Source organism: Conexibacter sp. SYSU D00693, from assembly GCF_017084525.1.
In the GTDB taxonomy this organism is placed as follows: Bacteria; Actinomycetota; Thermoleophilia; order Solirubrobacterales; family Solirubrobacteraceae; genus Baekduia.
Map to the genome: position 1 here is coordinate 3261631 of NZ_CP070950.1, position 20953 is coordinate 3282583.

Genomic DNA, 20953 nt, shown 5'->3' on the forward strand with positions numbered 1-20953 from the left:
GTGCCGCTAGCGGCGCGGGCGGTCCCCGAACTGGTAGCGGACCTCGCAGTCGCTGCGGATGGTGCGCTTCTCCTCGTTGTTGAAGCGGACCTTGTCCCGGCCGGAGCCGCAGACGACGCGGGCCTTGCGGCCGGCGGTCGAGACGTTGATCACGTCGGCGCCGCTGCCCGAGTTGACCCGGTCAGCGCCGTAGCCGCCGTTGATCGAGTCGTTGCCCGTGCCGCCGCTCAGCGTGTCGTTGTCCGACCCGCCGTTGAGCGCGTCGTTGCCCGAGGTGCCGAACAGGCGGTCGCTGCCGTCGGCGCCCGAGAGCACGTCACGGCCCGAGCCGCCGTCCTCGCAGTCGTTGCCACGGCCGCCGGAGAGGCGGTCGTTGCCCTTCAGACCGAGGATGCGGTCGGCGTTGTTCGTGCCGGTGATCTTGTCGTTGCCGTTCGTCCCGAGCACCACGTAGTCGGGGCCGGGGCCCTTCACGCAGTGGCTGTTCGGGTACAGCTTGCGGGCCTGGCTCAGCGAGACGACGCGGCCGCCGCTCGGACCCTGGTAGGGCTTGCCGATGACGATGTCCGCGCCGTTGGTGCCGGCGCCGCGGATGATGCAGACGCCGCGCTCGGCGTCGAGCTCAGAGCCGGGCGGGCAGGGACGGATGTCCGTGCCGGTGTCCGAGCCCTCGACCGGCCGCACACAGCTGCCGGCGGTCGCCGTGACCTTGGACTCAGCGACCGAGAGGTCGACGAGACCCTGCTGGCGGGCGACGTCGCGGAACACCTTCACGCGCAGCGCGCGCACGATGAGCGAGCCGCCCTGGCGCTCGATCTCGTTCGGCGTGATCTCGACGACCGGGCCCAGCGGCGCGAGCGCCGTCGTCAGGGCCTCGATCAGGCGGTCGAGCGAGACCTCCTGGCCGCCGAGCGTGATGCCCGTCAGCTGGCTGGTGCCCTGGAGGTCGGGCTGCCCGTTGACGCACGAGGCCGTGGCGCTGGAGCGCGCGGCCCCGACGCCGATGAGGATCGTCCCGCTGCCCAGCGGCAGGCGGAGGTCCTCGACGGTCGCGCTCGCGGTGATCTTCTGGTCCACCGGCAGGGCGATCTCCGGCTCGACGCGCGTCACGGCGCTCGCGGAGCGGGCGCTCAGGACGTCGGTGGAGATGCCCAGCTGCGTGGCCGTGCTGGTCGCGCCCTGGTCGGCGTTCGCGCAGAGCGCGAAGTCGGGGCTGCGGCCGCCGCCCGTGTTCGGATTGCCGTTGGCGACGAGCGGCTCGACGCGGTCGTTGCCGGCCACCGAGGCCCAGACCGCGCTCGCGCGGCAGTTGAACGGCGTCGGCGCCTGCTGGGCCGATGCGGGAGCCGCCGTGATGGCGGTTCCGAGAAGCGCTGCGATCACCGGGATCGCGCGCATGTGACGTCTCAAGGTCTTGTGCCCTCCGTGTGTGGTCTTGTCGACTGGCCACGCCCCACCGGACTCCACGCCGCGCTCCTGCGACGGCTACCCCTGTCGTCCGGCGGGCCGCCCTCGGGCAAGCCCGAGTCGGCCGGTTGTGGAGCCAGTATCACGCGTGTCCCCGCGCTGACAAAGCATGAAACAGGACGGCCGCCAAGCGGTTGGCCTGCGGACGCTCATCGACCAGATTCTGGCTGAACGGTGGTTGCAGCACGATGACCGGCGGTCGGTCAGCCCCCGACGGGGGCGGCTCGCAACCCGGACACCGCCCGCCGGACCGCCTCGCGGGCGTCGGCGGGCTCCACGACCGCGGCGTCCCCGGCCTCCTCGAGCACCCGGCGCACGAGCCAGTCGGTGCCCGCGAACGGCACCTCGACGACCACGGACCCGTCGGCGAGCTCCTCGGCCACGGCCTGCTCCTCGCGCGCCCACCGCGCCCGCTCGGGGGAGAACCAGACCCGCGCGGTGCGCGACGCCGGCACCGCGCCGGTGCGCGGCCAGCCCTCGACGTCGGCGGCCGGGTCGACCTCCGGGCGCCGCGTGAAGCGCTCCTCGAGCGCCTCGGCGGTCTTGATGCGGTCCAGGCGGAAGTGGCGGACGCCGTCGCGGGCCGGGTCGAACGACGCGACGTACCAGCCCTCCTGGCCGTTGACGAGCGCGTAGGGCTCGACGACGCGCTCGGAGAACTCGTCCTCGTTGGCCTTGTAGTACTCGAGCTTGAGCAGCCGCTCGTCGGCGATGGCCGACGACACCACGCGCGCGACCTCGGCGTCGTCGCCGCCGCGGGTCGCCACCTGCAGGCCCTGCTCCATCGGGTCGGCGCCGAGCGCCGCGACGATCTTCTCGCGCGCGGAGGTCAGCGCCCCCGCCGGAAGGTGGTCGCCGATGAGGTCGATGGCCGCGACGAGCGCCTTGCCCTCCACGGGCAGCAGCCGCGCCGGTCGTGCGAAGTTGTCGGAGTACGGCTCGGGGTCGACCTCGATCGTCCCGTCCTCGTGCACCTCGGCGTACAGGACGTAGGAGCCGCCGCCGAAGTTCACGACGTTCAGGACGTTGACGTCCTCGCGCAGCTCCGCCTCGGAGACCTGGAGGCGGTCCAGGACGTCGGCCAGCTCGAGGCGGCGGCCCGCGCGCCCCGCGTCGATGAGGATCGACGCCAGCGTGACCAGGCGCGCGAAGCGCTCGGGGCGGATCGCGGCCTCCCGCTTGCCGTCGCCCGCGCCGTCGGCCTCGCGCGGCGCCGGGCCCGTGCCGACGACCGGCGCGAGCTCGAGCTCGCCCTCGTGGCGCGACGCGAGCAGCTCGACGCGGTCGCGCACCGCGGTGACGAGCTCGGGCGGCCCGAGGACCTCGGCGTGCTCGCCCAGGCGCAGCACCCAGGCGACGAGCAGGCGCGGCACGGCGTACTCGGTGTGGAGGACCACGTCGCCCGTGCCGTCCTCGGCGGGACGGACCTCGCCGAAGCGGCCGAAGTGGCGCTCGACCTGCCAGGCGATGCGCTCGGAGACGCGGATCTCCGCCGTCGCGATCGGGTCGCCGAACTGCCAGTCGGCGCGGTTGGCGTACGCGCGGGGGTCGAAGTCGGCCGGGCGCTTGAAGTCGTGCTCGGCCTTCGTCGCGTAGGCGACCTTGCCGCGCATCCGCGACAGGCGGAAGACCCGGAGCGCGTCGCGCTCGTGCGAGCGGCCCAGGAGGTAGAACTGCCCGCCCTGGAAGAGCAGGTGGTACGGGTCCACCTTGCGGGCGCCCACCTCGTCGCGCTCCATCGTGTGGTACTCGAAGGTGATCGTCTTCTGGCGGAAGATCGCCGTCTCGACCTTCGCCAGGCGCTGGGAGAGCTCGTGGCCGCCGGCCGACGCGGTGACGCCGAGCGCCACCGACCCCTGGCCCGGCGCGCGCAGCGGGCTCGGCCGGCCCCAGGAGATCTGCTGCAGCGCGAGGCGCAGCGGCTCGGCGTAGGCGAACTCGCCGTCGAGGAGCGTGAGCGCGAACTGCAGCGACGCGAGCTCCTGGTCGGTGAACGCGATGGGTGGGAGGTGGAAGTCCTCGTGGCGCAGGGAGTAGTTCTCCTGCTCGGCCACGCCCTCGGCTGGACGGTCGACCGTCAGCTGGATGCCCAGGTCGGCCAGCTCGGCCCGGTCGGCGTAGAACCGGCGGGCGAACGCGTCCTCGTTCATCCCGCTGTAGCCCTCCACGTCGCGGCGGATCTCCAGGGCCGTGACCGGCCGGCGCTCGGCCATCAGGTAGGAGATCAGCGACAGCTGCCGGATGAGCTTCTCGGTGTCCTTCGCCATCGTCGGTCCACCATAGGGCGCGTCAGACCGTCAGGCAGGACGCGTTGCAGGGATGCGCCGCTCTTTGCGGCCTTCCGTGGCTCGGCCGGGTAGCGTGGGCGCACTGTGACCCGGATCGTCATCGTCGACGACCACGAGGCCCTGCGCGAGGGCCTCGCCCACATCCTGCGCGGGGCGGGGGTGGAGGTCGTCGCCACGGCCGGCAACGCCGCCTCCGGGGTGGACCTCGTGGACGTCTTCCAGCCCGAGGTCGCGATCGTCGACATCCGCCTGCCCGACGGCAACGGCATCGAGCTGACGCGCGAGCTCCTCGAGCGCCGGCCGGAGCTCGGGGTGATCCTCTACACGGGCGACGCGGACGCCGAGCTGCTCTACGACGGCCTGGACTCGGGCGCTCGCGGCTACGCGCTGAAGGCCGGCTCGACCGAGGAGCTGCTCTCGGCGATCGAGCGCGTCGCCTCCGGCGGCTCGTACGTCGACCCGCGCCTGGACCGCATCCTGCTGTCCCCGCGCGCGACGGCCCACGTGCCCCAGCTCTCGCCGCGCGAGCGCGAGATCATGAACCTCATGGCCGAGGGGCTGACCGCCGAGGCGATCGCCCAGCAGATCACCGTCTCGGTCGAGACCGTCCGCACCCACGTGCGCAACGTCATCCGCAAGCTGCAGGCCCGCAACCGCGTCCACGCCATCGCCATCGCCCTCGAGCGCGGCGAGATCGCCCTGGACCCCGACGGCAGCCTCGACGGGTGACCGAGCGGTCCTGGCCGCAGGACCCCGCCGAGCGGCTCGTCGAGCTCGTCCACGACCTCCGCACGCCGCTCACCGTCGTGACGGGCTTCGCCGACCTCCTGGCCGAGCGCGGCGACGCCCTGCCGGCCGAGCAGCGCGCCGACTTCCTCGCGCGCCTGCGCGAGTCCGCGCACGAGCTGCGCGAGATCCTCGACTCCGAGCGCGCCGACCGCCGCGACGCCGACGGGCGCCCGGCCTAGGCGGCGCGCGCCGGCCGCTGCGGGCCGCCGTCCGGCCGCCCGCCGAAGTACGCGCCCGCGCCGATCACGCGGTCGAACGCCGACCAGGCGGCGCCCGGCTCGAGCTCGCGCTCCAGGCGGTCGAAGGAGCCGAGCCGCCCGCCGAGGTTGTCGCAGAAGTGCACGAGCGTCGCCTCGCGCGTGCAGGGGACCACCGGCGAGCCGTGCTCGAGCGAGCCGTGGTGGCTGAGGATGATGTGCAGGACCGCCTGCGCGGTCGCCGGGGGGAACGCCGGCCCGCGCCGGTCGAGCTCCTCGATCGTGCGACGCACGAGGTAGTAGCCCAGCGGGATCTCGCCCTGCAGGCGCCCGGCGTCCGTGAGGTCGAACGGGCTCTCGCACGTGTAGGCCTCGAGCTTGCCGATGTCGTGCAGGAGCGCGCCGGTCACGGCCACGTCGCGGTCGATGCCCGGGAACGTCGCGCTGATCGCGCTCACCGCCTGCGCCACGCTCAGGCAGTGCTCGAGCAGGCCGTGGGCGTAGGCCTGGTGGAAGTGCTTGGCGGCGGGGGCGCGACGCCAGCGCTCCCACGTCGGTGCGCCCTCGCCCAGCAGCGCGTCGAGCAGCGCGCGCAGGTGCGGGTCCTGCACCGTGGCGACGAGCTCGCGCAGGTCGGCCTCCATCGCGGCGGCCGGGCGCGGCGGGCCGGCGGGCGCGGGTGCGTCCCCCTCCTGCACGTGCTCGGACCTGGTGACCGACATGGCGCCACGGTGACAGCGCGACCGGACGGCTCGGGCCCCCGGCGAGCGGGCGCTGACGGACGGTCAGCGCTGGGCGGCGCGGCGCGCGGCGGCGATCCAGGCGAGGCCGACGAGGGCCTTGCGCGCGGCGGCGCGCTGCTCGGGCGTCGCGGTGGCGGAGGGGCCCGCGGCCGTACCCTCGCCGGGCGCCGGCGCGGCCGGCTGGTCGGGCGTGGCCTCGGGCCGGTCGATGGTCCCCTCGGCCGCGCCCTCCGCGTCGTCGTCCGCCGGCGGCTCGGGCGTCGTCGCCGCGGGCGGCTCGGGCGTCGTCTCGGGCTCGGGCCGCTCCTCGGCGGGCGGCGCGGGCTGCTCGTCGGCGGGCCGGCCGGCCTGCGCGGGCGGGCCGGCCTGCTCCCCGGCGGCCGGCGGCTCGGTGGGCGCTGCGTCGCCGGTCGCGGGCGCGCCCTCGGGCGGCGGCAGCTGGTCCACCGCGCCGGTGTCGACGTCGACGACGACCGGCACGAGCTCCTCGCCGCCGGCGTTCCCGCGCGGCACGTCGACGGTCTGCTCGGGCGGCGTGCCCTGCTCCTCCTCGCCGACCGGGACGCGGACCTCGACGGGCGCGCCGGCGGTCGAGCCTGCGGGCGGCGCGTCGGTGCGGGCCGGGACGCCGGTGGAGGGGTGGTCGAGCGGGACGACGACGTCGAGGCGGTTCGAGGCGACGTCGGAGGCCGGCGCGGTCTCGCTCATGGCGGCGGCGTCGGAGAGCGCGTCGACGAAGGACACGAGGACGCGGAGGTTGGGCTGCGAGGCGCGCAGGTCGTCGCCCGCGTGGACGAGGTCGACCGCGACGCGCATCGCCGTGCCCGCGGGGACCTCGGGCACGTCGAGGCGGACCTCGACGGCCTCGGGCAGGACGGGCGCGGGCGCCGGGGCGCCGCCGGCGCTCGCCGGGTCGGCGGTGCGGGCCTCGTGGACGGCGTAGCGCAGGCGCAGCTGGCCGCGGCCGCCGGCGGTGGCGGCCGGCGTGAGGGACAGGTCCTGCAGCTCGAGGCTGACGCGGCGTGCGGCCGCAGTGGCGGGCTGGCCGGTCGGGCTGTCGCCGGCGCCCGTGCGCGGGCCGCCGGGCGTGAAGGTGGACTCGCCCGGCAGCGGCGCCAGGGCGGGCTGCAGACCCTCGGTCGTGACGCGGCCGACGACCTGCACCGAGCGCGGCGCCGGGGTGCCGTCGCCGCGACCGGCGGAGCCGGTCGTGTCGCCCTGGGCCTCGTCGCGCTCGGCGGCGCGGTCGCCGCCGCCGCTCGGCGGGGTCGGCGCACCCGTGGCGCTGCCGCCGCCCGGGACGAAGACGGTGCCGCCGGTGCGGCCCTCGCGCCGCGGGTCCTCGGGGAGCAGGATGGCGGGACCGGTGGCGACGACGGGTCCGCCGCGCGTACCGGGGTCGACCTGGAGCAGGCCGGGGCCCAGGAGCACGGTCCCCGCGAGCACGACGCTCACGCCCGAGCCGGCGGCGAGGGTCGCAAGGAGCTCCCGAGGGGGGCGAACGGCCATGCTCGACCATCGGCCGTTGGAGCTGGACCTTGAGCGCGGATCGCTGGACGACTGACCGATCAGACACCTCCGGCCCGGAACTTCCGGGGATCTCGACCTCTCCGTTGCACAGTCCGACACGATTGTGGAACAATCTGCTCCGGCATGGGCCGCCCGCACCTCCTCGTCCTCCTCGCCGCGGTCTGCTTCGGGACCACCGGCACCGCCCAGGCGCTCGGCCCTGACGCATCCCCGCTGACCGTCGGCGCGGCGCGCATCGCCGTGGGGGCCGTGCTCCTACTCGCCGTGGCCCGGGTCGTGCGGGCGAGGCGGCCCCCCGTGGGCTGGGCGCTCGCCGTCACCGCCCTCGGCGTCGCGGGCTACCAGCTCTGCTTCTTCGCGGCGGTCAAGGACACCGGCGTGGCCGTCGGCACCGTCGCCGCCCTCGGCTCGGCGCCCGCGATCGCCGGCGCGCTGGCGTGGCTGCTCGACCGCCGGCCGCCCGGCCGCGCGTGGGCCGGGGCGACGGCGCTCGCCGCCGCCGGGGTCGCCGCGCTCGCCCTGGGCGGCGCCGACGCCGAGGTCTCCGCGCCCGGCGTCCTGCTCGCCGTCGGTGCCGGTGCCTCCTACGCGGTCTTCACGGTCGGGTCGAAGCGGCTGCTGGACGGCGGCGGCGCGACCGAGGCGGTCATGGCCTGGGCGTTCGGCCTCGGCGCGGTGCTGCTCCTCCCGGTGCTCGTCCTCGGCGACCTCGGGTGGGCCGGCTCGGCGGACGGCGCCGCCATGGCGCTGTGGCTCGGCGCGGTGCCGACCGCGCTGGCCTACCTGCTGTTCGCCCGGGGCCTGCGCGAGCTGCGCGCCGGCGAGGCGGCGACGCTCACGCTCGCCGAGCCGGTGACCGCCACGCTGCTGGGCGCGACGGTCCTCGACGAGCGTCCCGGCGCCCTGGCCGTCGCCGGCATCGTCCTGGTGCTCGCCGGCCTGGCGGTGCTCGCCCGTGGCGAGCCGCGCGACCGCCGCGCCGACGTCCCCGCGGCCGAGGGACCGCTGCCGGCATGAGCCCTGCGCGCGCCGCCACCTCCGTGGTCGACGTCGTGGCCGCTGCGCTGCGCGAGCGCATCCTCGACGGCGACCTCCCGCCCGGCGAGCGGCTCGTCGAGGGGGCGCTGGCCGCCGACCACGACGTCGCGCGCCACACCGTCCGCGCGGCGCTGCGGGTCCTGGCCGCCGAGCGCCTCGTGGTCGTCGAGCCCCATCGCGGCGCCCGCGTCGCCGCGCTCGAGGCCGGCGACGTGACCGCGCTGTACGAGCTGCGCACCGCCCTCGAGGTCGAGGCGGCGCACCTCGCACTCAGCCGCCACGAGGGCCGGCTGCCCCCGGCCGTCCACGAGGCGGCGGCGAGCCTCGCCGCCCGCTGCCGGGTGGGGGACCCGCGGTGGGTGCGCGTCTCCGAGGCCCACACGGACCTGCACGCGGCGATCGTCCGCGCCTCCGGCGCGCGGCGGATCATCGAGGCCCACGGCGCGCTGGCGCAGGAGACGCGGCTGTTCCTCCTGCGCATCCGACCCCACCTCGGCTACGCGCGGCTCGCGAGCGAGCACGAGGAGCTCGTCGCCGACCTCGAGCGCGTCGGCCCGCGCGCGCTGCGGGCGCACCTGCGCGCCAGCGCGGCGGTCCTGGTCGACCAGCTCGCGTAGCGCGCCGGACGCGCGGGCAGCCTGCCCCCTCGTGAGCGACGCCCCCGCCCCCGGACCCGGCTCTGCCGGCACGCCTGACCCCGACCGCTGGTGGACGCTCGGGGCGGTCTGCACCGGCATCTTCATGCTGCTGCTCGACATCACGATCGTGAACGTCGCGCTGCCCGACATCGCGCGCGACCTCGGGTCGTCGTTCAACGACCTGCAGTGGGTCGTCGACGCCTACGCGCTGACGCTCGCGGCGTTCCTGCTCACGAGCGGCTCGCTGGCCGACCTCTTCGGGCGGCGGCGGGTGTTCGTCGCGGGCCTCGGGACCTTCGTCGTCGCGTCGGTGCTCTGCGGGCTGGCCCACACGCCGCTGCTGCTCGACCTCGCTCGCGGGCTGCAGGGCGTCGGCGGCGCGGCGATATTCGCGTGCTCGCTCGCGCTGATCGCGGGCGCCTTCCAGGGCCGCGAGCGCGGGACGGCCTTCGGCGTCTTCGGCGCGGTCACCGGCGCGTCGGTCGCCATCGGGCCGCTCGTCGGCGGTGCGCTCGTGGAGGGCGTCGGGTGGGAGGCGATCTTCTTCGTCAACGTCCCGATCGGCGCGGCCGCGATCGCCATCACCCTGCGCAAGGTCCGCGAGTCGTCCGACCCGGGCGCCGCGCGCCTGGACCTCCCGGGCGTCGCCCTGTTCTCGCTCGCGCTCTTCGGGGCGGTCTTCGGGCTGGTGCGCGGCAACTCGGAGGGATGGTCCAGCCTCCCGATCGTCGGCGCGCTGGGCGGCGGCGCGCTGCTGCTCGTCCTCTTCGTCGTCCTCCAGGTCCGGCGCGGCGAGCACGCGATGCTCGACCTGTCGCTGTTCCGCAAGCCGGCGTTCATCGGCGTGTCCGTCGCGGCCTTCGCGATCAGCGCGTCGATGTTCTCGCTGTTCCTCTACCTGACGCTCTACGTCCAGAACACGCTCGGCCACTCGCCGCTGGAGTCCGGCCTGCGGTTCCTCCCGATCACGCTCGTCTCGTTCGTCGTCGCCCCCATCACGGGACGGCTGACCCAGCGGGTGCCGACGCGCTACCTGCTCGGCCTCGGCCTGACGCTCATCGGGGTCGGCCAGCTGCTGTTCCGCGCCGTCGACGCCTCGAGCGACTGGACGGCGCTCCTGCCCGGGTTCCTCGTGGCGGGCGCCGGCATCGGGATGACCAACCCGGCCATCGCGTCGACCGCGATCGCGGTGGTCGAGCCGCGGCGCGCCGGGATGGCCAGCGGCATCAACAACACGTTCCGCCAGGTCGGCATCGCCACGGGCATCGCCGCGCTGGGGGCGCTGTTCGAGCACCTGCTCAGCGGCGAGGTCCGCGGCGTCCCGGCCCAGGCGCTGGCGACCGGCGCGCCGTCGGTCGTGCCGCCCGCGGCGCGCGAGCAGTTCGTCGCGGCGTTCACCCACGGCCTCGACGAGCTGTTCCTCGTCGCGGCGGTCGTCTCGTTCGCGGGGGCGCTGCTGGCGCTCGTCCTCACCCGCCCGCGCGACCTGCAGATGGCCGGCCACTGAGGCTGCGCCGCCCCCGCCGGTGGTACACCGTCGTCCATGCAGCCGCTCGTGGAGCACCGCCTCGAGCTCGGGGGCTTCGGGACGCGGGCCCTGGAGCTCGAGGGCGACGGCCCGCCCGTGCTCCTGCTCCACGGCTTCGCGGACAGCGCGGACACGTGGCGCCAGGTGCTCGACCGCCTTGCGCGGCGCAACCGCCGAGCGCTCGCTGTCGACCTGCCGGGGTTCGCGAAGGCCGACCGCCTCGACCGCGACGCGCCGGTCCTCGACCAGCTGCGGACCTTCGCCCACGCGGCGGTGGAGCACCTCGCCGCCGAGCAGGGCGGACCCGTCGTCGTCATGGGCAACTCGCTGGGCGGCTGCACCGCGCTGCGCGTCGCCGAGGACCCGGCGCTGCCGGTGCTGGCCGTCGTGCCGGTCGCGCCCGCGGGCTTCGACATGCCGCGGTGGTTCTCGATCATCGAGCGCGACCCGTTCGTGCGCACGCTCCTCGCGTCCCCGCTGCCGCTGCCCGGACCGCTCATGCGCGTCTTCGTCGGCGAGGCCTACCGCCAGCTCGCGTTCGCCCGGCCGCGGGCGGTGGCCGCGGAGCTCGTCAACGCCTTCACCGAGCACCACCTCGACCGCCGCGCGGTGCGGCGCTACCTCGACAACGGCCGGCGGATGCTGCCCGAGCTGTCGGGCTGCTTCGCGCTCGAGCGCGTCACCTGCCCCGTCATGCTCGTGTGGGGCGACCGCGACCGGATGGTCACCCACCGCGGCTCGCGCTGGGTGCTCGAGGCGCTGCCTGCGACGCGCTTCGAGCTCTACGAGGGCGTCGGCCACTGCCCCCAGGTCGAGGTGCCCGACCGCCTCGTCGAGGACCTCGAGTCCTTCCTCCTGGCACCAGCGCCTGCGGTCGCGGGCTAGCCTTCCTGCCGTGCGCCCGCGTGCGCGCGTGACGACCGATGCTCCAGTCCCTGCTCCCCAGCCCCGAGAAGCTCTCCGACGCCGCGGCCAACGCCTTCGACAAGGTGTTCCGCGGGGGCGTCGCCGACCTGCGCCGCACCCCGGCGCGGATCATCGACGAGGCGCCCAAGCGCACGATCTACCGCTACCTCGCGCGCGAGGACCGCGAGCGCGCGCTCCCCGTCCTGCTCGTCCCGCCGCTCGCGGCGCCGACGATCTGCTTCGACCTGCGGCGCGGCTGCTCGATGGCCGAGCACCTGCTGTCCCTCGGCCACCCGACCTACCTGCTCGAGTACGGGTCGATCGCGTTCTCCGACCGCGAGCTCGGGCTCGAGCACTGGGTCGAGGACGTCATCCCGACGGCGATCGAGCGGGTCTCCGAGGACGCGGGCGGCAAGCCGGTGCAGCTCGTCGGCTGGTGCCTGGGCGGGATCATGTCCCTGCTGGCGCTCGCCGCCCGCCCGGACCTCCCGGTGAACTCGGTGGCGACGGTGGCCAGCCCGTTCGACTTCACCGGCGTGCGGCTCCTGGCGCCGATCCGCGGCGCGGCGTCGATCACGAACGGGATGCTGCTGACGGGCGTGTACCGGGCGCTGGGCGGAGCGCCCGCGCCCTTGGTGCGCCGCGCCTTCCAGCTCACGTCGATCGACAAGCACCTGATGAAGCCGTGGGCGATCCTCACGCACCTCGACGACCGCGACTTCCTCGCGCACGTCGAGGCGGTCGACCACTTCATGGCCCACATGCACGCCTACCCCGGGCGCACGATGGGCCAGCTCTACCACCAGTTCTTCCGCGTCAACGAGCTCGCCGGCGGCGCCCTGCGCCTCGGCGACCACACCATCGACCTCGCCGAGGTCCAGGTGCCCGTGCTCTCGGTGGCCGGGACGACGGACGTCCTGGCGCCGCGCCCGGCGGTCCACGCGGTGCGCGACCTGCTCACGGGCGCGCCCGAGGTGCGCCTGGAGACCGCGCCGGGCGGGCACCTCGGCGTGCTGACCGGCCGCAACGCGGCCCGCACGACGTGGCGGGCGATCGACGACTTCTTCGCGGCCCACGAGCCCAAGCGCGAGCAGCGCCACCTGCGCGTCGTCGCCTAGCAACGGGGCTTGCAGGGGGTCTGGGCGGCGGCGGGGCGGCGCTACCCTGGCGCGCGCATGGCTCGCCGCACCGTCCTGCTGCTGTCCACCGTCGCCGCAGGGCTGAGCCTCGCGGGGCCCGCGCACGGCGCCGCCGACCCGACGAACGTCCCGGCCGGCGTGAGCGCCGGCGGCGTCGACCTGTCGGGCCTCACGCTGCCCCAGGCCGAGCAGAAGCTCGCCACCGCCCTGGCGATGCGCTTCGAGCGGCCGGTGGTCCTCGGCGTCGCCGGACGGCTGTTCAAGCTCGCGCCCGCTGACGCGCGGTTCTCCTTCGACGCGCTGACGACGGCGAAGCGCGCACTGCGGGCCACGAAGCCCGGCGAGGTGCCGCTGAAGGTCTCGCACTCGAAGGTCGCCGTGCGCGAGTGGGTGGCCGGCGTCGAGTCGAAGGTCGACAAGCCGGCGCGCAACGCGACCCTGCGGATCACGCTGCGCAAGATGGTCGTCCGCCGCGCCAAGCACGGCCGCACGATCCCGCAGCGCGCGACGGCCGACGCGATCTCGAAGCTCCTCGACGACCAGAGCGCGCCGCGCTCGCTGCGCCAGAAGCTCGTGAAGGTCAGCCCCGCCGTGAGCGTCGCCGACCTGCGCCGCCAGAAGGGCACGGTCATCACGATCGACAAGGCGAACTTCAAGCTGCGCCTGTTCAAGCGCCTCAAGTTCTCCAAGAGCTACGGCGTCGCGACGGGCCAGCCCGCCTACCCCACGCCCAGCGGGCTCTTCTCGATCACCAACAAGCAGGTCAACCCCGTCTGGTCGGTCCCGAACTCGCCATGGGCCGGCGAGCTGCAGGGCACGACGGTCGCCGGCGGCAGCGCCGCCAACCCGCTCAAGGCGCGCTGGATGGGGATCGTCAACGGCGTCGGCATCCACGGCACCGGCGAGGAGGGCTCGATCGGCTCGCGAGCCTCCCACGGCTGCCTGCGCATGCGCGTCGCCGACGTCATCGACCTGTACCCGCGCGTCCCGGTCGGGACGCCGGTCCTGATCCGCTAGCCGGGGCCGCGCGCCCCGGGGCGCGCGTGCGGGTCGGCGCCGCGCTCGCGCCGCGGCGCCTCGTCCGGCCAGTGGCCGAACTTGTCGAAGTACGCGCGGGCCTCGTCCTCGGCCGAGCGCTCGTCGTCGCCCGACACGCCGAGGCGGTGCAGCCAGTTGAGCAGCCAGACGCTCAGGCCGGCGCCGATGACGCCGGCACCGCCCTCGAGCGCCGTGTCGCTGAAGCCGCCGGCGACCATGGCGATGACGCCGGCGGCCACGATGAGGGCCGGGAGCCAGGTGCGGGTGAAGCGCAGAAGCACGCGTTCGCGAGGCTACCCGGGCACCGCCGCGCGACCCGCCGACGCGTCGCGCTCGAGCGCGAAGGCCCGCAGGCGCAGCGAGTTCGTCACGACGAGCAGCGAGCTGGCGGCCATCGCGGCGCCGGCGAGCAGGGGGTTGAGCAGTCCCGCCGCGGCCACGGGGATGAGCGCGACGTTGTAGCCGAACGCCCACACGAGGTTGGCCTTGATGACCTTCAGGGTGCGGCGTGCGAGGCGGATCGCGTCGGCGGCGCCGCGCAGGTCGCCGGAGACGAGGGTGAGGTCGGAGGCCTCGATGGCGACGTCCGTGCCCGTCCCGATGGCCAGGCCGAGGTCGGCCTGCGCGAGCGCCGGCGCGTCGTTCACGCCGTCGCCCACCATCGCCACGACGCGCCCGGCGCCCTGGAGCTCGCGGACCTTCGCCGCCTTGTCGGCGGGCAGCACCTCGGCGACGACCTCGTCGATGCCGACGGCGGCGGCGACGGCCTCGGCCGTCGCGCGGTTGTCGCCCGTGAGCAGGACCGGGCGCAGGCCGAGCTCGCGCAGCCGCCGGACGGCCTCGGCGGCGCCCGCCTTCGGCGTGTCGGCGACGGTCAGCACGCCGCGGGCGTCCCCGTCCCAGGCGACGGCGACGGCGGTGCGGCCCTGCGCCTCGGCGGCGGTGCGGGCGTCCTCGAGCGCCGGCGGCAACGTCACGCTCCACTGCGCGAGGAGCGCGGGGCGGCCGACGAGCACGCCGTGGCCCTCGACCGTCCCCTCGACGCCGAGGCCCTCGCGGTTGAGGAAGCCCTCGGGCGCCGGCAGGACGCCGGCGCGCTCCTGGGCGGCCGCCGCGATCGCCCGGGCGACCGGGTGCTCCGAGGCGTCCTCCAGCGCGCCGGCCAGGCGCAGGAGCTCGTCCGGGTCGGTCCCGCCGGCGGGGACGACGTCGACGAGCGCCATGCGACCGGTCGTCACGGTGCCGGTCTTGTCGAGCACGACGGTGTCGACCTGGCGCGTGGCCTCGAGGACCTCCGGGCCCTTGATGAGCAGCCCGAGCTGTGCGCCGCGCCCGGTGCCGACGAGCAGCGCGGTGGGCGTGGCGAGGCCCAGCGCGCACGGGCAGGCGATGACGAGCACGGCGACCGCGGCGGTGACCGCGTACGTCGCGCCCTCGCCGGCACCGAGCCAGAAGCCGAGCGTCGCGACGGCGAGGACGAGCACGACGGGCACGAAGACGCCCGAGACGCGGTCGGCCAGGCGCTGGACCGGCGCCTTGCCGGTCTGCGCGTCGGTGACCAGGCGGGCGATCTGGGCGAGCGCGGTGTCGGCGCCGACCTGCGTCGCGCGGACGACGAGGCGGCCGCCGACGTTGATCGTCGCGCCGACGACCGGGTCGCCGAGGCCCTTCTCGACGGGGACCGACTCGCCGGTGAGCAGCGACTGGTCCACGGCCGACGCGCCCTCCTCGACGACGCCGTCGGTCGCCACCTTCTCGCCGGGGCGCACGACGAAGCGCATCCCCGCGGCGAGCTGGTCGACCGGGACGCGACGCTCCACGCCGGCGTCGTCGAGGACGGCGACGTCCTTGGCGCCGAGCTCGAGCAGCGCCTCGAGCGCCGCGCCGGCGCGGCGCTTGGCGCGCGCCTCGAAGAAGCGCCCGGCCAGCAGGAACGTCGTCACGACGGCGGCGACCTCGAACCAGACGTGGTCGAGCGCGGCCTCGCGCTCGGGCCACAGGTCGAAGCCCATCTCCATGCCGAGCTCGCCGGCGTCGCCGAAGAGCAGCGCGACGACCGACCACGTGTAGGCGGCCAGCGTGCCGAGGCTGACGAGCGTGTCCATCGTCGCCGTGGCGTGGCGGAGGTTCTGCAGCGCGGCGCGGTGGAACGGCCAGGCGGCCCACAGGACCACGGGCGTCGCGAGGTTCCACGCGACCCACTGCCAGCCGCGGAACTGCAGCGCCGGGACCATCGAGACCAGCAGGAGGGGGACCGAGAGCGCGGCGGCGACGACGAGGCGGTCGCGCAGGGCACGGGTGCCGTCGTCGGCGGCGACCTCGCGGCCCGCGGCGTCGCCGGCCTGGGAGGGCAGCGTCGCGTCGTAGCCCGCGGCACGGACGCTCGCGAGCAGGTCGTCGGGGGAGACCCGCGCGTCGTCGAACGTCACCGCCGCCTTCTCGGTGGCGTAGTTCACCGTCGCCTCGACGCCCTCGAGCTTGTTGAGCTTGCGCTCGATGCGGTTGGCGCAGGAGGCGCAGGTCATCCCGGTGATCGGCAGCTCGAGCGTGCTCATCGCGCGACCTCCTGGGTGAACGCGGCGGTGTGGACGCGACCGTCGAGGCGGAACTGCACGTAGTGGCGGAACGTGCCGGCGGAGGGCAGGTCGACGCCGAACGCGAGCTCGTCCTGCTCGGGGTGGGTGTGCAGGTAGGCCAGGTCCGCGGCGCGCAGGGAGACCAGATGGCCCTTCGCGCCGAGGTAGGGCTGCAGCCGGTCGGTGACGTCCCGGCCGTCGCGGCGCACGGTGAACGCGAACGCGTCGTCGCGGGGGTGCAGCTCGACCTCGAGGGCCCCGTCGCTGCGGGCCGTCGTCGCCGGGGCGGGGAGCGCGACGGGCGTGAAGGCGCCGGCGACCTGGAGGTCGGTGCCCAGCGTGCGCTGCGTGCCGCCGGTCGAGAAGTCGGCCAGGACGCGGTAGGTGCCGGCCTCGGAGAGGTCCACGCGGGTGACCCACGTCCCGTCGTCCCGCAGGCGCGGGTGGAGGTGCGCGAAGGAGGCGAGGTCGCGGCGCACGACGATGAGGTGCAGGTCGCGCTCGTGGAGGGTGTCGAAGTCGCGCAGCGGGGTGCCGTCGGCGCGCAGGACGCGGAAGCGCAGGGTCGCGCCGGCGCTGGGACGGTCCAGCGTCCCGGTGGCGAGGACGAGGCGCAGACCGTCCTGCTCGGCGGCGAGCCCGGGGACGGCGGCGTCGGTGGTGGCCTCGGCGTGGCCCGCGTCGTCGCCGTGGGCGGCGGAGGGCTCGTCGCCGTGGCCACCTTCGGCCTGGGCGTGCGCGGGCGGCGCGTCGGCCCCGACGGGCTCGGGGTCGGCGGCACTGCCCACCGCGAGCGCGAGGGCGAAGGCCGCGGCGAGGACGAGGGCGAAGCCGCCCAGGCGCGCGGCGACGGAGCTCATCCGACGACCTCGTAGCCTGCCTCGTCGACGGCTGCGCGCACCGCGTCGTCGGCGAAGCCCTCTCCGCGCACCAGGACCTTGCCGGAGGGCAGGTCGACGTCGACCGTGGAGACCCCCGCGACGTCCCCGACCTCCTCGCTCACGGAAGCGACGCAGTGCTCGCAGGTCATGCCCTGGACGGTGTAGGTGCGCTCGGTCATGGCGCCACTGTAGCACTACCCCGGGGGGGTATGCAGCGAACCCGCTATCCTGTGCTCCATGGCCGAGACGACCACGCGGGGCTACACGGCGACGAAGGACCAGCTGGGCAAGCGCCTGCGACGCATCGAGGGCCAGGTCCGCGGCGTCCAGCAGATGGTCGAGGACGACCGCTACTGCATCGACGTCATCACGCAGATCAGCGCCATCCAGGCCGCCCTGGACAAGGTCGCCCTCGGCCTCCTCGACGACCACGTCGGCCACTGCATGGCCCACGCCGACGGCGAGGACCGCGCCGTCAAGCAGCAGGAGCTCATGGCCGCCGTCGGGCGGCTGATGCGCTGAGGCGTCGGCGGGCGCGCCGCTCGCTGCGGCCTGACCCTGCTCTCGGGGTGCACGGAGCGCGCCCGACGACAGGGTCACGCCGAGGACCACCGCCAGCCCTCTCAGAACCCCCTCACACGCGCCGTGCACAGTCCCCGCCATGCCGCGCACCCCTCGCCCGCTGACCTCCGCCCTCGCCGCCGCGCTGGCCGCCGGCGCGGTCGTGGCCGTCACGGCCGTGGCCGACCCGAGCGCCGACCGCCCGAAGCGGGCGACCCCCAGCGCCGGGTGGCGGGCCGCGCCGCCGCCGACGCGCCTGGAGGCGATCAACGACGCGGTCGCCGCGCGCGACGAGCTCGAGGCGGCGGTCGCCAAGGAGCTCTCGAAGACGCCGGAGCAGGTGCGCGCCGCGGCGCGGACGGTCGTCGTCCGGCGCCTGGACGAGCAGGTCACCGCCAAGCGGCTGACCGCCGAGCAGCGCGACGCCCTCGTGGCGTGCTTCGACGACCCGGTCGGGTGCAAGCGCGACGCGCTGCCCGTCCCGCGCGACGGCGACCTGCCGCCCGGGCTCGTGCGGCCCGGCCTCGCGGGACAGCTCATCGCGCCGCCGGTCGCGGTCGCCCCGCGGCCCCTCACCGCGGCACAGCGCCGGGCGCTGGCCCGCCGCCGTGCCGCCCTGCGCAAGCGCCGCGGCAGCACACGCCCGGCGCGGCCCGTCCCGGCGCCCCCGCCTGCGCCGATCCTGCGCCCCGCGTACCCCGCGATCCCGCTCTGGGCCGACCCCGAGCTGGCCAAGGCCCTCGGCGTGAAGCGCCAGACGCTGGCCAAGGCGCTGGTCGAGGCCGGGCCGGCCGGCCGCCGGGCGGTCGGCGACCCCGACGGCGTCCCGCTCGGGCTCGTCGGCCTGCCGACGTCGCTGGTGGTCTCCGCGGCGCCCGCGCCCGCGGTGGTCGTGCCCTCCGCGCCGGCGCCCAGCAGGCCGCCCGTGATGCCCAGGGCGCCCCGCGCGGTGCCGGCCACCCCGGCCCCTGCGCCGCCGACCACGCCGTCCACCACCCCGGCCGTCCCGGCGCCCGCGTCGCCGTGACCCGCGAGGATCCGCGGTGGTGAGCGCCGCCCCGCCGCAGGTCCTCGTCGTCGACGACGACGCCGGCATCCGCGCCGTGCTGGAACGCGGCCTGGGCCTCGAGGGCTTCGCCGTCGCCGCGGTCGCCGACGGGACCTCGGCGCTCGAGGCCTTCGCCGAGGGCGCGCCGGACGCCGTCGTCCTGGACGTCGGCCTGCCCGACATCAACGGTCGGGCGGTCTGCGCCCGGCTGCGGGCGCGCGGCATCGCCACTCCGATCCTCGTCCTCTCGGCGCGCGACCAGGTCGACGACCGCATCGCCGGCCTCGAGGCGGGCGCCGACGACTACCTCGTCAAGCCCTTCGTCCTGGAGGAGCTGGCCGCGCGGCTGCGGGCGCTGCTGCGCCGGGGCACCGGCGCCGCGCCCGCGACCCCGGCGCCGGAGGTCGTGCGCGCCGGCGAGCTCGTCGTCGACCTCGCCGCCCACGTCGCGACCTGGGAGGGCGCCGACCTCGGTCTGACCCGGCGCGAGCTCGAGCTGCTCGAGGCGCTGGCGCGCAACGCCGGGATCGTGCTCGAGCGCCGGCGGCTGCTGGAGCTCGTCTGGGGCTACGACTTCGAGACGGACACGAACGTGGTCGACGTCTTCGTCTCCTACGTGCGGCGCAAGCTCGACCGCATCGGCGCGCCCGCGCTCATCCACACCGTCCGCGGCGTCGGCTTCGTCCTGCGCGTCCCGTGAGGCGCCTGCGCGGAGCCTCGCTGGTCGACCGCGTCGCGCTCGGTGCGGCGCTGACCGTCGCCGTCGCGCTCGTGCTGGCGGGCGCGGCGGTGCTCGTCGCCAGCGGCCGGGCCGACCGCCGGGCGCTGGACCGCGAGCTGCGCGCCGTCACCGAGAGCCTGCGCGAGCCGGCGCGCGAGGCGCTGGGGCTCTCGAGCGACGGCCTCGCGACCGGCGCCGTCGTCGGCCTGCGCGCGCAGGGGGCGCCGCCGCCGCTGCTGGACCCCGGCGAGGGCCGCTTCGCCCGCGCGATCGGCCCCGAGGGCACCGCGGTCGTCGCGGGCGCCGGGATCCCCGAGGGCTTCCCGGACCCGGACCGCACCGGCCTGCGCACCGTCGAGGCGGCGGGCGAGCGCTGGCGCTCGCACGTCCTGCGCCTCGGCACCGGCGGGACGCGGCTCGAGGTCGCCACGCCGCTCACCCCGCTGGAGGCGCGCGGCGACCGCCTGCTGCGCATCGTCGGCGGCACGTTCCTCGCCGCGCTCGCGGCGGTCGGCCTCGTCGTGCGCTTCCTCTCCGGCGTGGCGCTGCGCCCGCTGCAGCGCCTGCGCGAGGCGGCGGCGCGCGTGCGCCAGACCGGGGACCTCGGCGTGCGCGTCGGCGGCGCCGGCGGGCCCGAGGAGGTCACCGCGCTGGGCGCCGAGCTCGACGGCATGCTCGGCCGCCTCGAGGAGACGACGGCCGCGCGCGAGGCGGCGCTCGCCAGCGCGCGGCGCTTCGCCGCCGACGCCGGTCACGAGCTGCGCACCCCGCTCGCGAGCCTCGCGGCGAACGTCGCGCTCGCGCGGGACGAGCGCTCCCCCGCACCCGAGCGCGCCGCCGCGCTGGAGGCCGCGGGCGCGGAGGCCGACCGCCTCGGGCGGCTCGTCGACGGCCTCCAGGCCCTGGCGCGCGGCGAGGCCGGCCCGCCCGGCTCGGGCGCCGTCGACCTGGGGGACGTCGCCGACGTGGCGGTCGCCGCGGTCCGCCGGCGCCACCCGGACCTCGCCGTCGAGCTCGACGCCCCCGCGACGGGCCCCGTCGTCCCGCACGGCGACGCCGACGGCCTGCGCCGGGTCCTCGACAACCTCCTCGAGAACGCCGCGGTCCATGGCGCCACGCGCGTCGCCGTGGGCGTCGACGCCCGCGGCGTGGTCGTCGACGACGACGGTCCCGGCGTGGCGACCGAGGAGCGCGAGCGCGTCCTGGGCCGCTTCGAGCGCGGCGCCGGCGCCACCGGTGCGGGCACCGGCCTGGGCCTGGCGATCGTCGCCGCCGAGGCCGAGCGCCACGGCGGGACCGTCGCGCTCGAGGACGCGCCGCTCGGCGGGCTGCGCGTGCGCGTGGGCCTGCCGGCTCAGGCGGCGTGACCGCGCAGGCGCCCGGCCAACGCCAGGCCCTTCAGCGCGGCGCCGACCACCGGCGCCGGCCCCGCGGCCACCCGGAAGACGTCGGAGAACTCCTCGAGCAGGACGGCCATGTGCAGCGGCCCCGGCATGCCGTTGCCCGCGACGCGGCCGTCGCGCTGGAGCGCGTCGAGCGTCGCGTACCACTCCTGCGTGCGCCCGGGGGGTCGCGTCTCCCAGCGCACGCGCGCGCCGCTGGTGCTCCACATGGCGTGGACCGTGCCGCGCGGCACCTCGAGCGTGTCGCCGGGGCGCAGCGTGCGCTCCTGGCCCTCGACCTTGACCTGCAGCTCGCCCTCGAGCACCGCGAAGTGCTCGTCCTGGGACGGGTGCAGGTGCGGGGGCGGCGGCTTGCCCGGACCGTAGGTCGCCTCGACGACTAGCGCGTCGTCGCCGGACTCGAGCACGGTGACGGACTCGTGCGGCGTGAGCTCGTAGGTGGTCGCCATGGGCCGATGGTCG

Annotated in this window: 21 protein-coding genes; 12 read left to right on the forward strand and 9 right to left on the reverse strand. The window is 76.2% G+C overall.

The genetic code is table 11. The features are described 5' to 3' along the window. Positions 1–6: 6 nt before the first annotated feature. Together JUB12_RS16195 and JUB12_RS16200 are read right to left on the reverse strand one after the other, a co-directional pair. A complete protein-coding gene (locus JUB12_RS16195; RefSeq protein WP_205696449.1) occupies positions 7–1383 on the reverse strand; it encodes a calcium-binding protein in 1377 nt (458 codons plus the stop codon). A 287-nt stretch (positions 1384–1670) separates the two neighbouring features. Further along, positions 1671–3734 (reverse strand): YafY family protein, encoded by a 2064-nt coding sequence (locus JUB12_RS16200; protein WP_205696450.1) that lies wholly within the window; start codon positions 3732–3734, stop codon positions 1671–1673. Positions 3735–3839: 105 nt separating this feature from the next. Between JUB12_RS16200 and JUB12_RS16205 the strand changes: the two genes are divergently transcribed. Beyond that, positions 3840–4484 carry a response regulator transcription factor gene (locus JUB12_RS16205; RefSeq protein ID WP_205696451.1) on the forward strand — a complete coding sequence of 215 codons (645 nt, stop codon included), beginning with the start codon at positions 3840–3842 and terminating at the stop codon, positions 4482–4484. Then, entirely contained in the window at positions 4481–4723 is a 243-nt protein-coding gene (locus JUB12_RS16210; protein ID WP_205696452.1) for a histidine kinase dimerization/phospho-acceptor domain-containing protein, read from the forward strand. The genes JUB12_RS16205 and JUB12_RS16210 overlap by 4 nt, the downstream gene beginning before the upstream one ends. Here JUB12_RS16210 and JUB12_RS16215 read toward each other — a convergent pair. Both JUB12_RS16215 and JUB12_RS16220 read right to left on the reverse strand, forming a co-directional pair. After that, positions 4720–5463, reverse strand: a complete 744-nt coding sequence (locus JUB12_RS16215; protein WP_205696453.1) for an HD domain-containing protein — start codon at positions 5461–5463, stop codon at positions 4720–4722. The two genes, JUB12_RS16210 and JUB12_RS16215, sit on opposite strands and share 4 nt — an antisense overlap. Before the next feature lie 63 nt (positions 5464–5526). Further along, complete coding sequence (locus JUB12_RS16220) at positions 5527–6993, reverse strand: hypothetical protein (RefSeq protein WP_205696454.1); 1467 nt, start codon at positions 6991–6993, stop codon at positions 5527–5529. Positions 6994–7137: 144 nt separating this feature from the next. Here JUB12_RS16220 and JUB12_RS16225 point away from each other — a divergent pair, with 144 nt between their 5' ends. From JUB12_RS16225 to JUB12_RS16250, 6 genes are read left to right on the forward strand one after another with little or no spacing between them, the layout of a single operon-like run. Then, entirely contained in the window at positions 7138–8031 is an 894-nt protein-coding gene (locus JUB12_RS16225; RefSeq protein ID WP_205696455.1) for a DMT family transporter, read from the forward strand. Next, positions 8028–8669 (forward strand): GntR family transcriptional regulator, encoded by a 642-nt coding sequence (locus JUB12_RS16230; RefSeq protein ID WP_205696456.1) that lies wholly within the window; start codon positions 8028–8030, stop codon positions 8667–8669. Before JUB12_RS16225 ends, JUB12_RS16230 begins: the two co-directional genes overlap by 4 nt. Positions 8670–8700: 31 nt before the next feature. Beyond that, complete coding sequence (locus JUB12_RS16235; RefSeq protein ID WP_205696457.1) at positions 8701–10197, forward strand: MFS transporter; 1497 nt, start codon at positions 8701–8703, stop codon at positions 10195–10197. A 36-nt stretch (positions 10198–10233) separates the two neighbouring features. Beyond that, complete coding sequence (locus JUB12_RS16240; RefSeq protein WP_205696458.1) at positions 10234–11103, forward strand: alpha/beta fold hydrolase; 870 nt, start codon at positions 10234–10236, stop codon at positions 11101–11103. A 38-nt stretch (positions 11104–11141) separates the two neighbouring features. Beyond that, positions 11142–12242 (forward strand): alpha/beta hydrolase, encoded by a 1101-nt coding sequence (locus tag JUB12_RS16245; protein ID WP_205696459.1) that lies wholly within the window; start codon positions 11142–11144, stop codon positions 12240–12242. Between the two features lie 57 nt (positions 12243–12299). Next, complete coding sequence (locus tag JUB12_RS16250; protein ID WP_205696460.1) at positions 12300–13280, forward strand: L,D-transpeptidase family protein; 981 nt, start codon at positions 12300–12302, stop codon at positions 13278–13280. On the opposite strand, the gene JUB12_RS16255 is transcribed toward JUB12_RS16250, so the two are convergent. From JUB12_RS16255 to JUB12_RS16270, 4 genes are read right to left on the reverse strand one after another with little or no spacing between them, the layout of a single operon-like run. Then, positions 13277–13582, reverse strand: a complete 306-nt coding sequence (locus JUB12_RS16255) for a hypothetical protein (RefSeq protein WP_205696461.1) — start codon at positions 13580–13582, stop codon at positions 13277–13279. The two genes, JUB12_RS16250 and JUB12_RS16255, sit on opposite strands and share 4 nt — an antisense overlap. A gap of 12 nt (positions 13583–13594) precedes the next feature. Further along, a complete protein-coding gene (locus tag JUB12_RS16260; RefSeq protein WP_205696462.1) occupies positions 13595–15856 on the reverse strand; it encodes a cation-translocating P-type ATPase in 2262 nt (753 codons plus the stop codon). Continuing rightward, positions 15853–16737 (reverse strand): hypothetical protein, encoded by an 885-nt coding sequence (locus tag JUB12_RS16265; RefSeq protein ID WP_205696463.1) that lies wholly within the window; start codon positions 16735–16737, stop codon positions 15853–15855. Before JUB12_RS16265 ends, JUB12_RS16260 begins: the two co-directional genes overlap by 4 nt. Beyond that, entirely contained in the window at positions 16734–16937 is a 204-nt protein-coding gene (locus JUB12_RS16270; protein ID WP_205696464.1) for a heavy-metal-associated domain-containing protein, read from the reverse strand. The genes JUB12_RS16265 and JUB12_RS16270 overlap by 4 nt, the downstream gene beginning before the upstream one ends. 49 nt (positions 16938–16986) lie before the next feature. Here JUB12_RS16270 and JUB12_RS16275 point away from each other — a divergent pair, with 49 nt between their 5' ends. The 4 genes from JUB12_RS16275 (at position 16987) to JUB12_RS16290 (ending at position 20455) form a co-directional block, all read left to right on the forward strand. Beyond that, complete coding sequence (locus JUB12_RS16275) at positions 16987–17280, forward strand: metal-sensitive transcriptional regulator (protein WP_371822340.1); 294 nt, start codon at positions 16987–16989, stop codon at positions 17278–17280. 139 nt (positions 17281–17419) lie between these two features. Beyond that, positions 17420–18346 (forward strand): hypothetical protein, encoded by a 927-nt coding sequence (locus JUB12_RS16280; protein WP_205696466.1) that lies wholly within the window; start codon positions 17420–17422, stop codon positions 18344–18346. Positions 18347–18362: 16 nt separating this feature from the next. Continuing rightward, positions 18363–19067 carry a response regulator transcription factor gene (locus tag JUB12_RS16285; RefSeq protein ID WP_371822240.1) on the forward strand — a complete coding sequence of 235 codons (705 nt, stop codon included), beginning with the start codon at positions 18363–18365 and terminating at the stop codon, positions 19065–19067. Continuing rightward, a complete protein-coding gene (locus tag JUB12_RS16290; RefSeq protein ID WP_205696468.1) occupies positions 19064–20455 on the forward strand; it encodes a HAMP domain-containing sensor histidine kinase in 1392 nt (463 codons plus the stop codon). Before JUB12_RS16285 ends, JUB12_RS16290 begins: the two co-directional genes overlap by 4 nt. Here JUB12_RS16290 and JUB12_RS16295 read toward each other — a convergent pair. Further along, the gene (locus tag JUB12_RS16295; RefSeq protein ID WP_205696469.1) at positions 20443–20940 is read right to left on the reverse strand and encodes a cupin domain-containing protein; all 498 of its coding nucleotides are present in this window, start codon (positions 20938–20940) and stop codon (positions 20443–20445) included. The two genes, JUB12_RS16290 and JUB12_RS16295, sit on opposite strands and share 13 nt — an antisense overlap. Positions 20941–20953 lie beyond the last annotated feature (13 nt).

Coding starts and splice junctions, on each gene's coding strand:
- JUB12_RS16295 (WP_205696469.1), bottom strand. CDS start 20,940: ATGGCGACCACCTACGAGCTCACGCCGCACGAGTCCGTCACCGTGCTC.
- JUB12_RS16220 (WP_205696454.1), bottom strand. CDS start 6,993: ATGGCCGTTCGCCCCCCTCGGGAGCTCCTTGCGACCCTCGCCGCCGGC.
- JUB12_RS16225 (WP_205696455.1), top strand. CDS start 7,138: ATGGGCCGCCCGCACCTCCTCGTCCTCCTCGCCGCGGTCTGCTTCGGG.
- JUB12_RS16250 (WP_205696460.1), top strand. CDS start 12,300: ATGGCTCGCCGCACCGTCCTGCTGCTGTCCACCGTCGCCGCAGGGCTG.
- JUB12_RS16240 (WP_205696458.1), top strand. CDS start 10,234: ATGCAGCCGCTCGTGGAGCACCGCCTCGAGCTCGGGGGCTTCGGGACG.
- JUB12_RS16245 (WP_205696459.1), top strand. CDS start 11,142: ATGCTCCAGTCCCTGCTCCCCAGCCCCGAGAAGCTCTCCGACGCCGCG.
- JUB12_RS16260 (WP_205696462.1), bottom strand. CDS start 15,856: ATGAGCACGCTCGAGCTGCCGATCACCGGGATGACCTGCGCCTCCTGC.
- JUB12_RS16215 (WP_205696453.1), bottom strand. CDS start 5,463: ATGTCGGTCACCAGGTCCGAGCACGTGCAGGAGGGGGACGCACCCGCG.
- JUB12_RS16280 (WP_205696466.1), top strand. CDS start 17,420: ATGCCGCGCACCCCTCGCCCGCTGACCTCCGCCCTCGCCGCCGCGCTG.
- JUB12_RS16200 (WP_205696450.1), bottom strand. CDS start 3,734: ATGGCGAAGGACACCGAGAAGCTCATCCGGCAGCTGTCGCTGATCTCC.
- JUB12_RS16230 (WP_205696456.1), top strand. CDS start 8,028: ATGAGCCCTGCGCGCGCCGCCACCTCCGTGGTCGACGTCGTGGCCGCT.
- JUB12_RS16265 (WP_205696463.1), bottom strand. CDS start 16,737: ATGAGCTCCGTCGCCGCGCGCCTGGGCGGCTTCGCCCTCGTCCTCGCC.
- JUB12_RS16270 (WP_205696464.1), bottom strand. CDS start 16,937: ATGACCGAGCGCACCTACACCGTCCAGGGCATGACCTGCGAGCACTGC.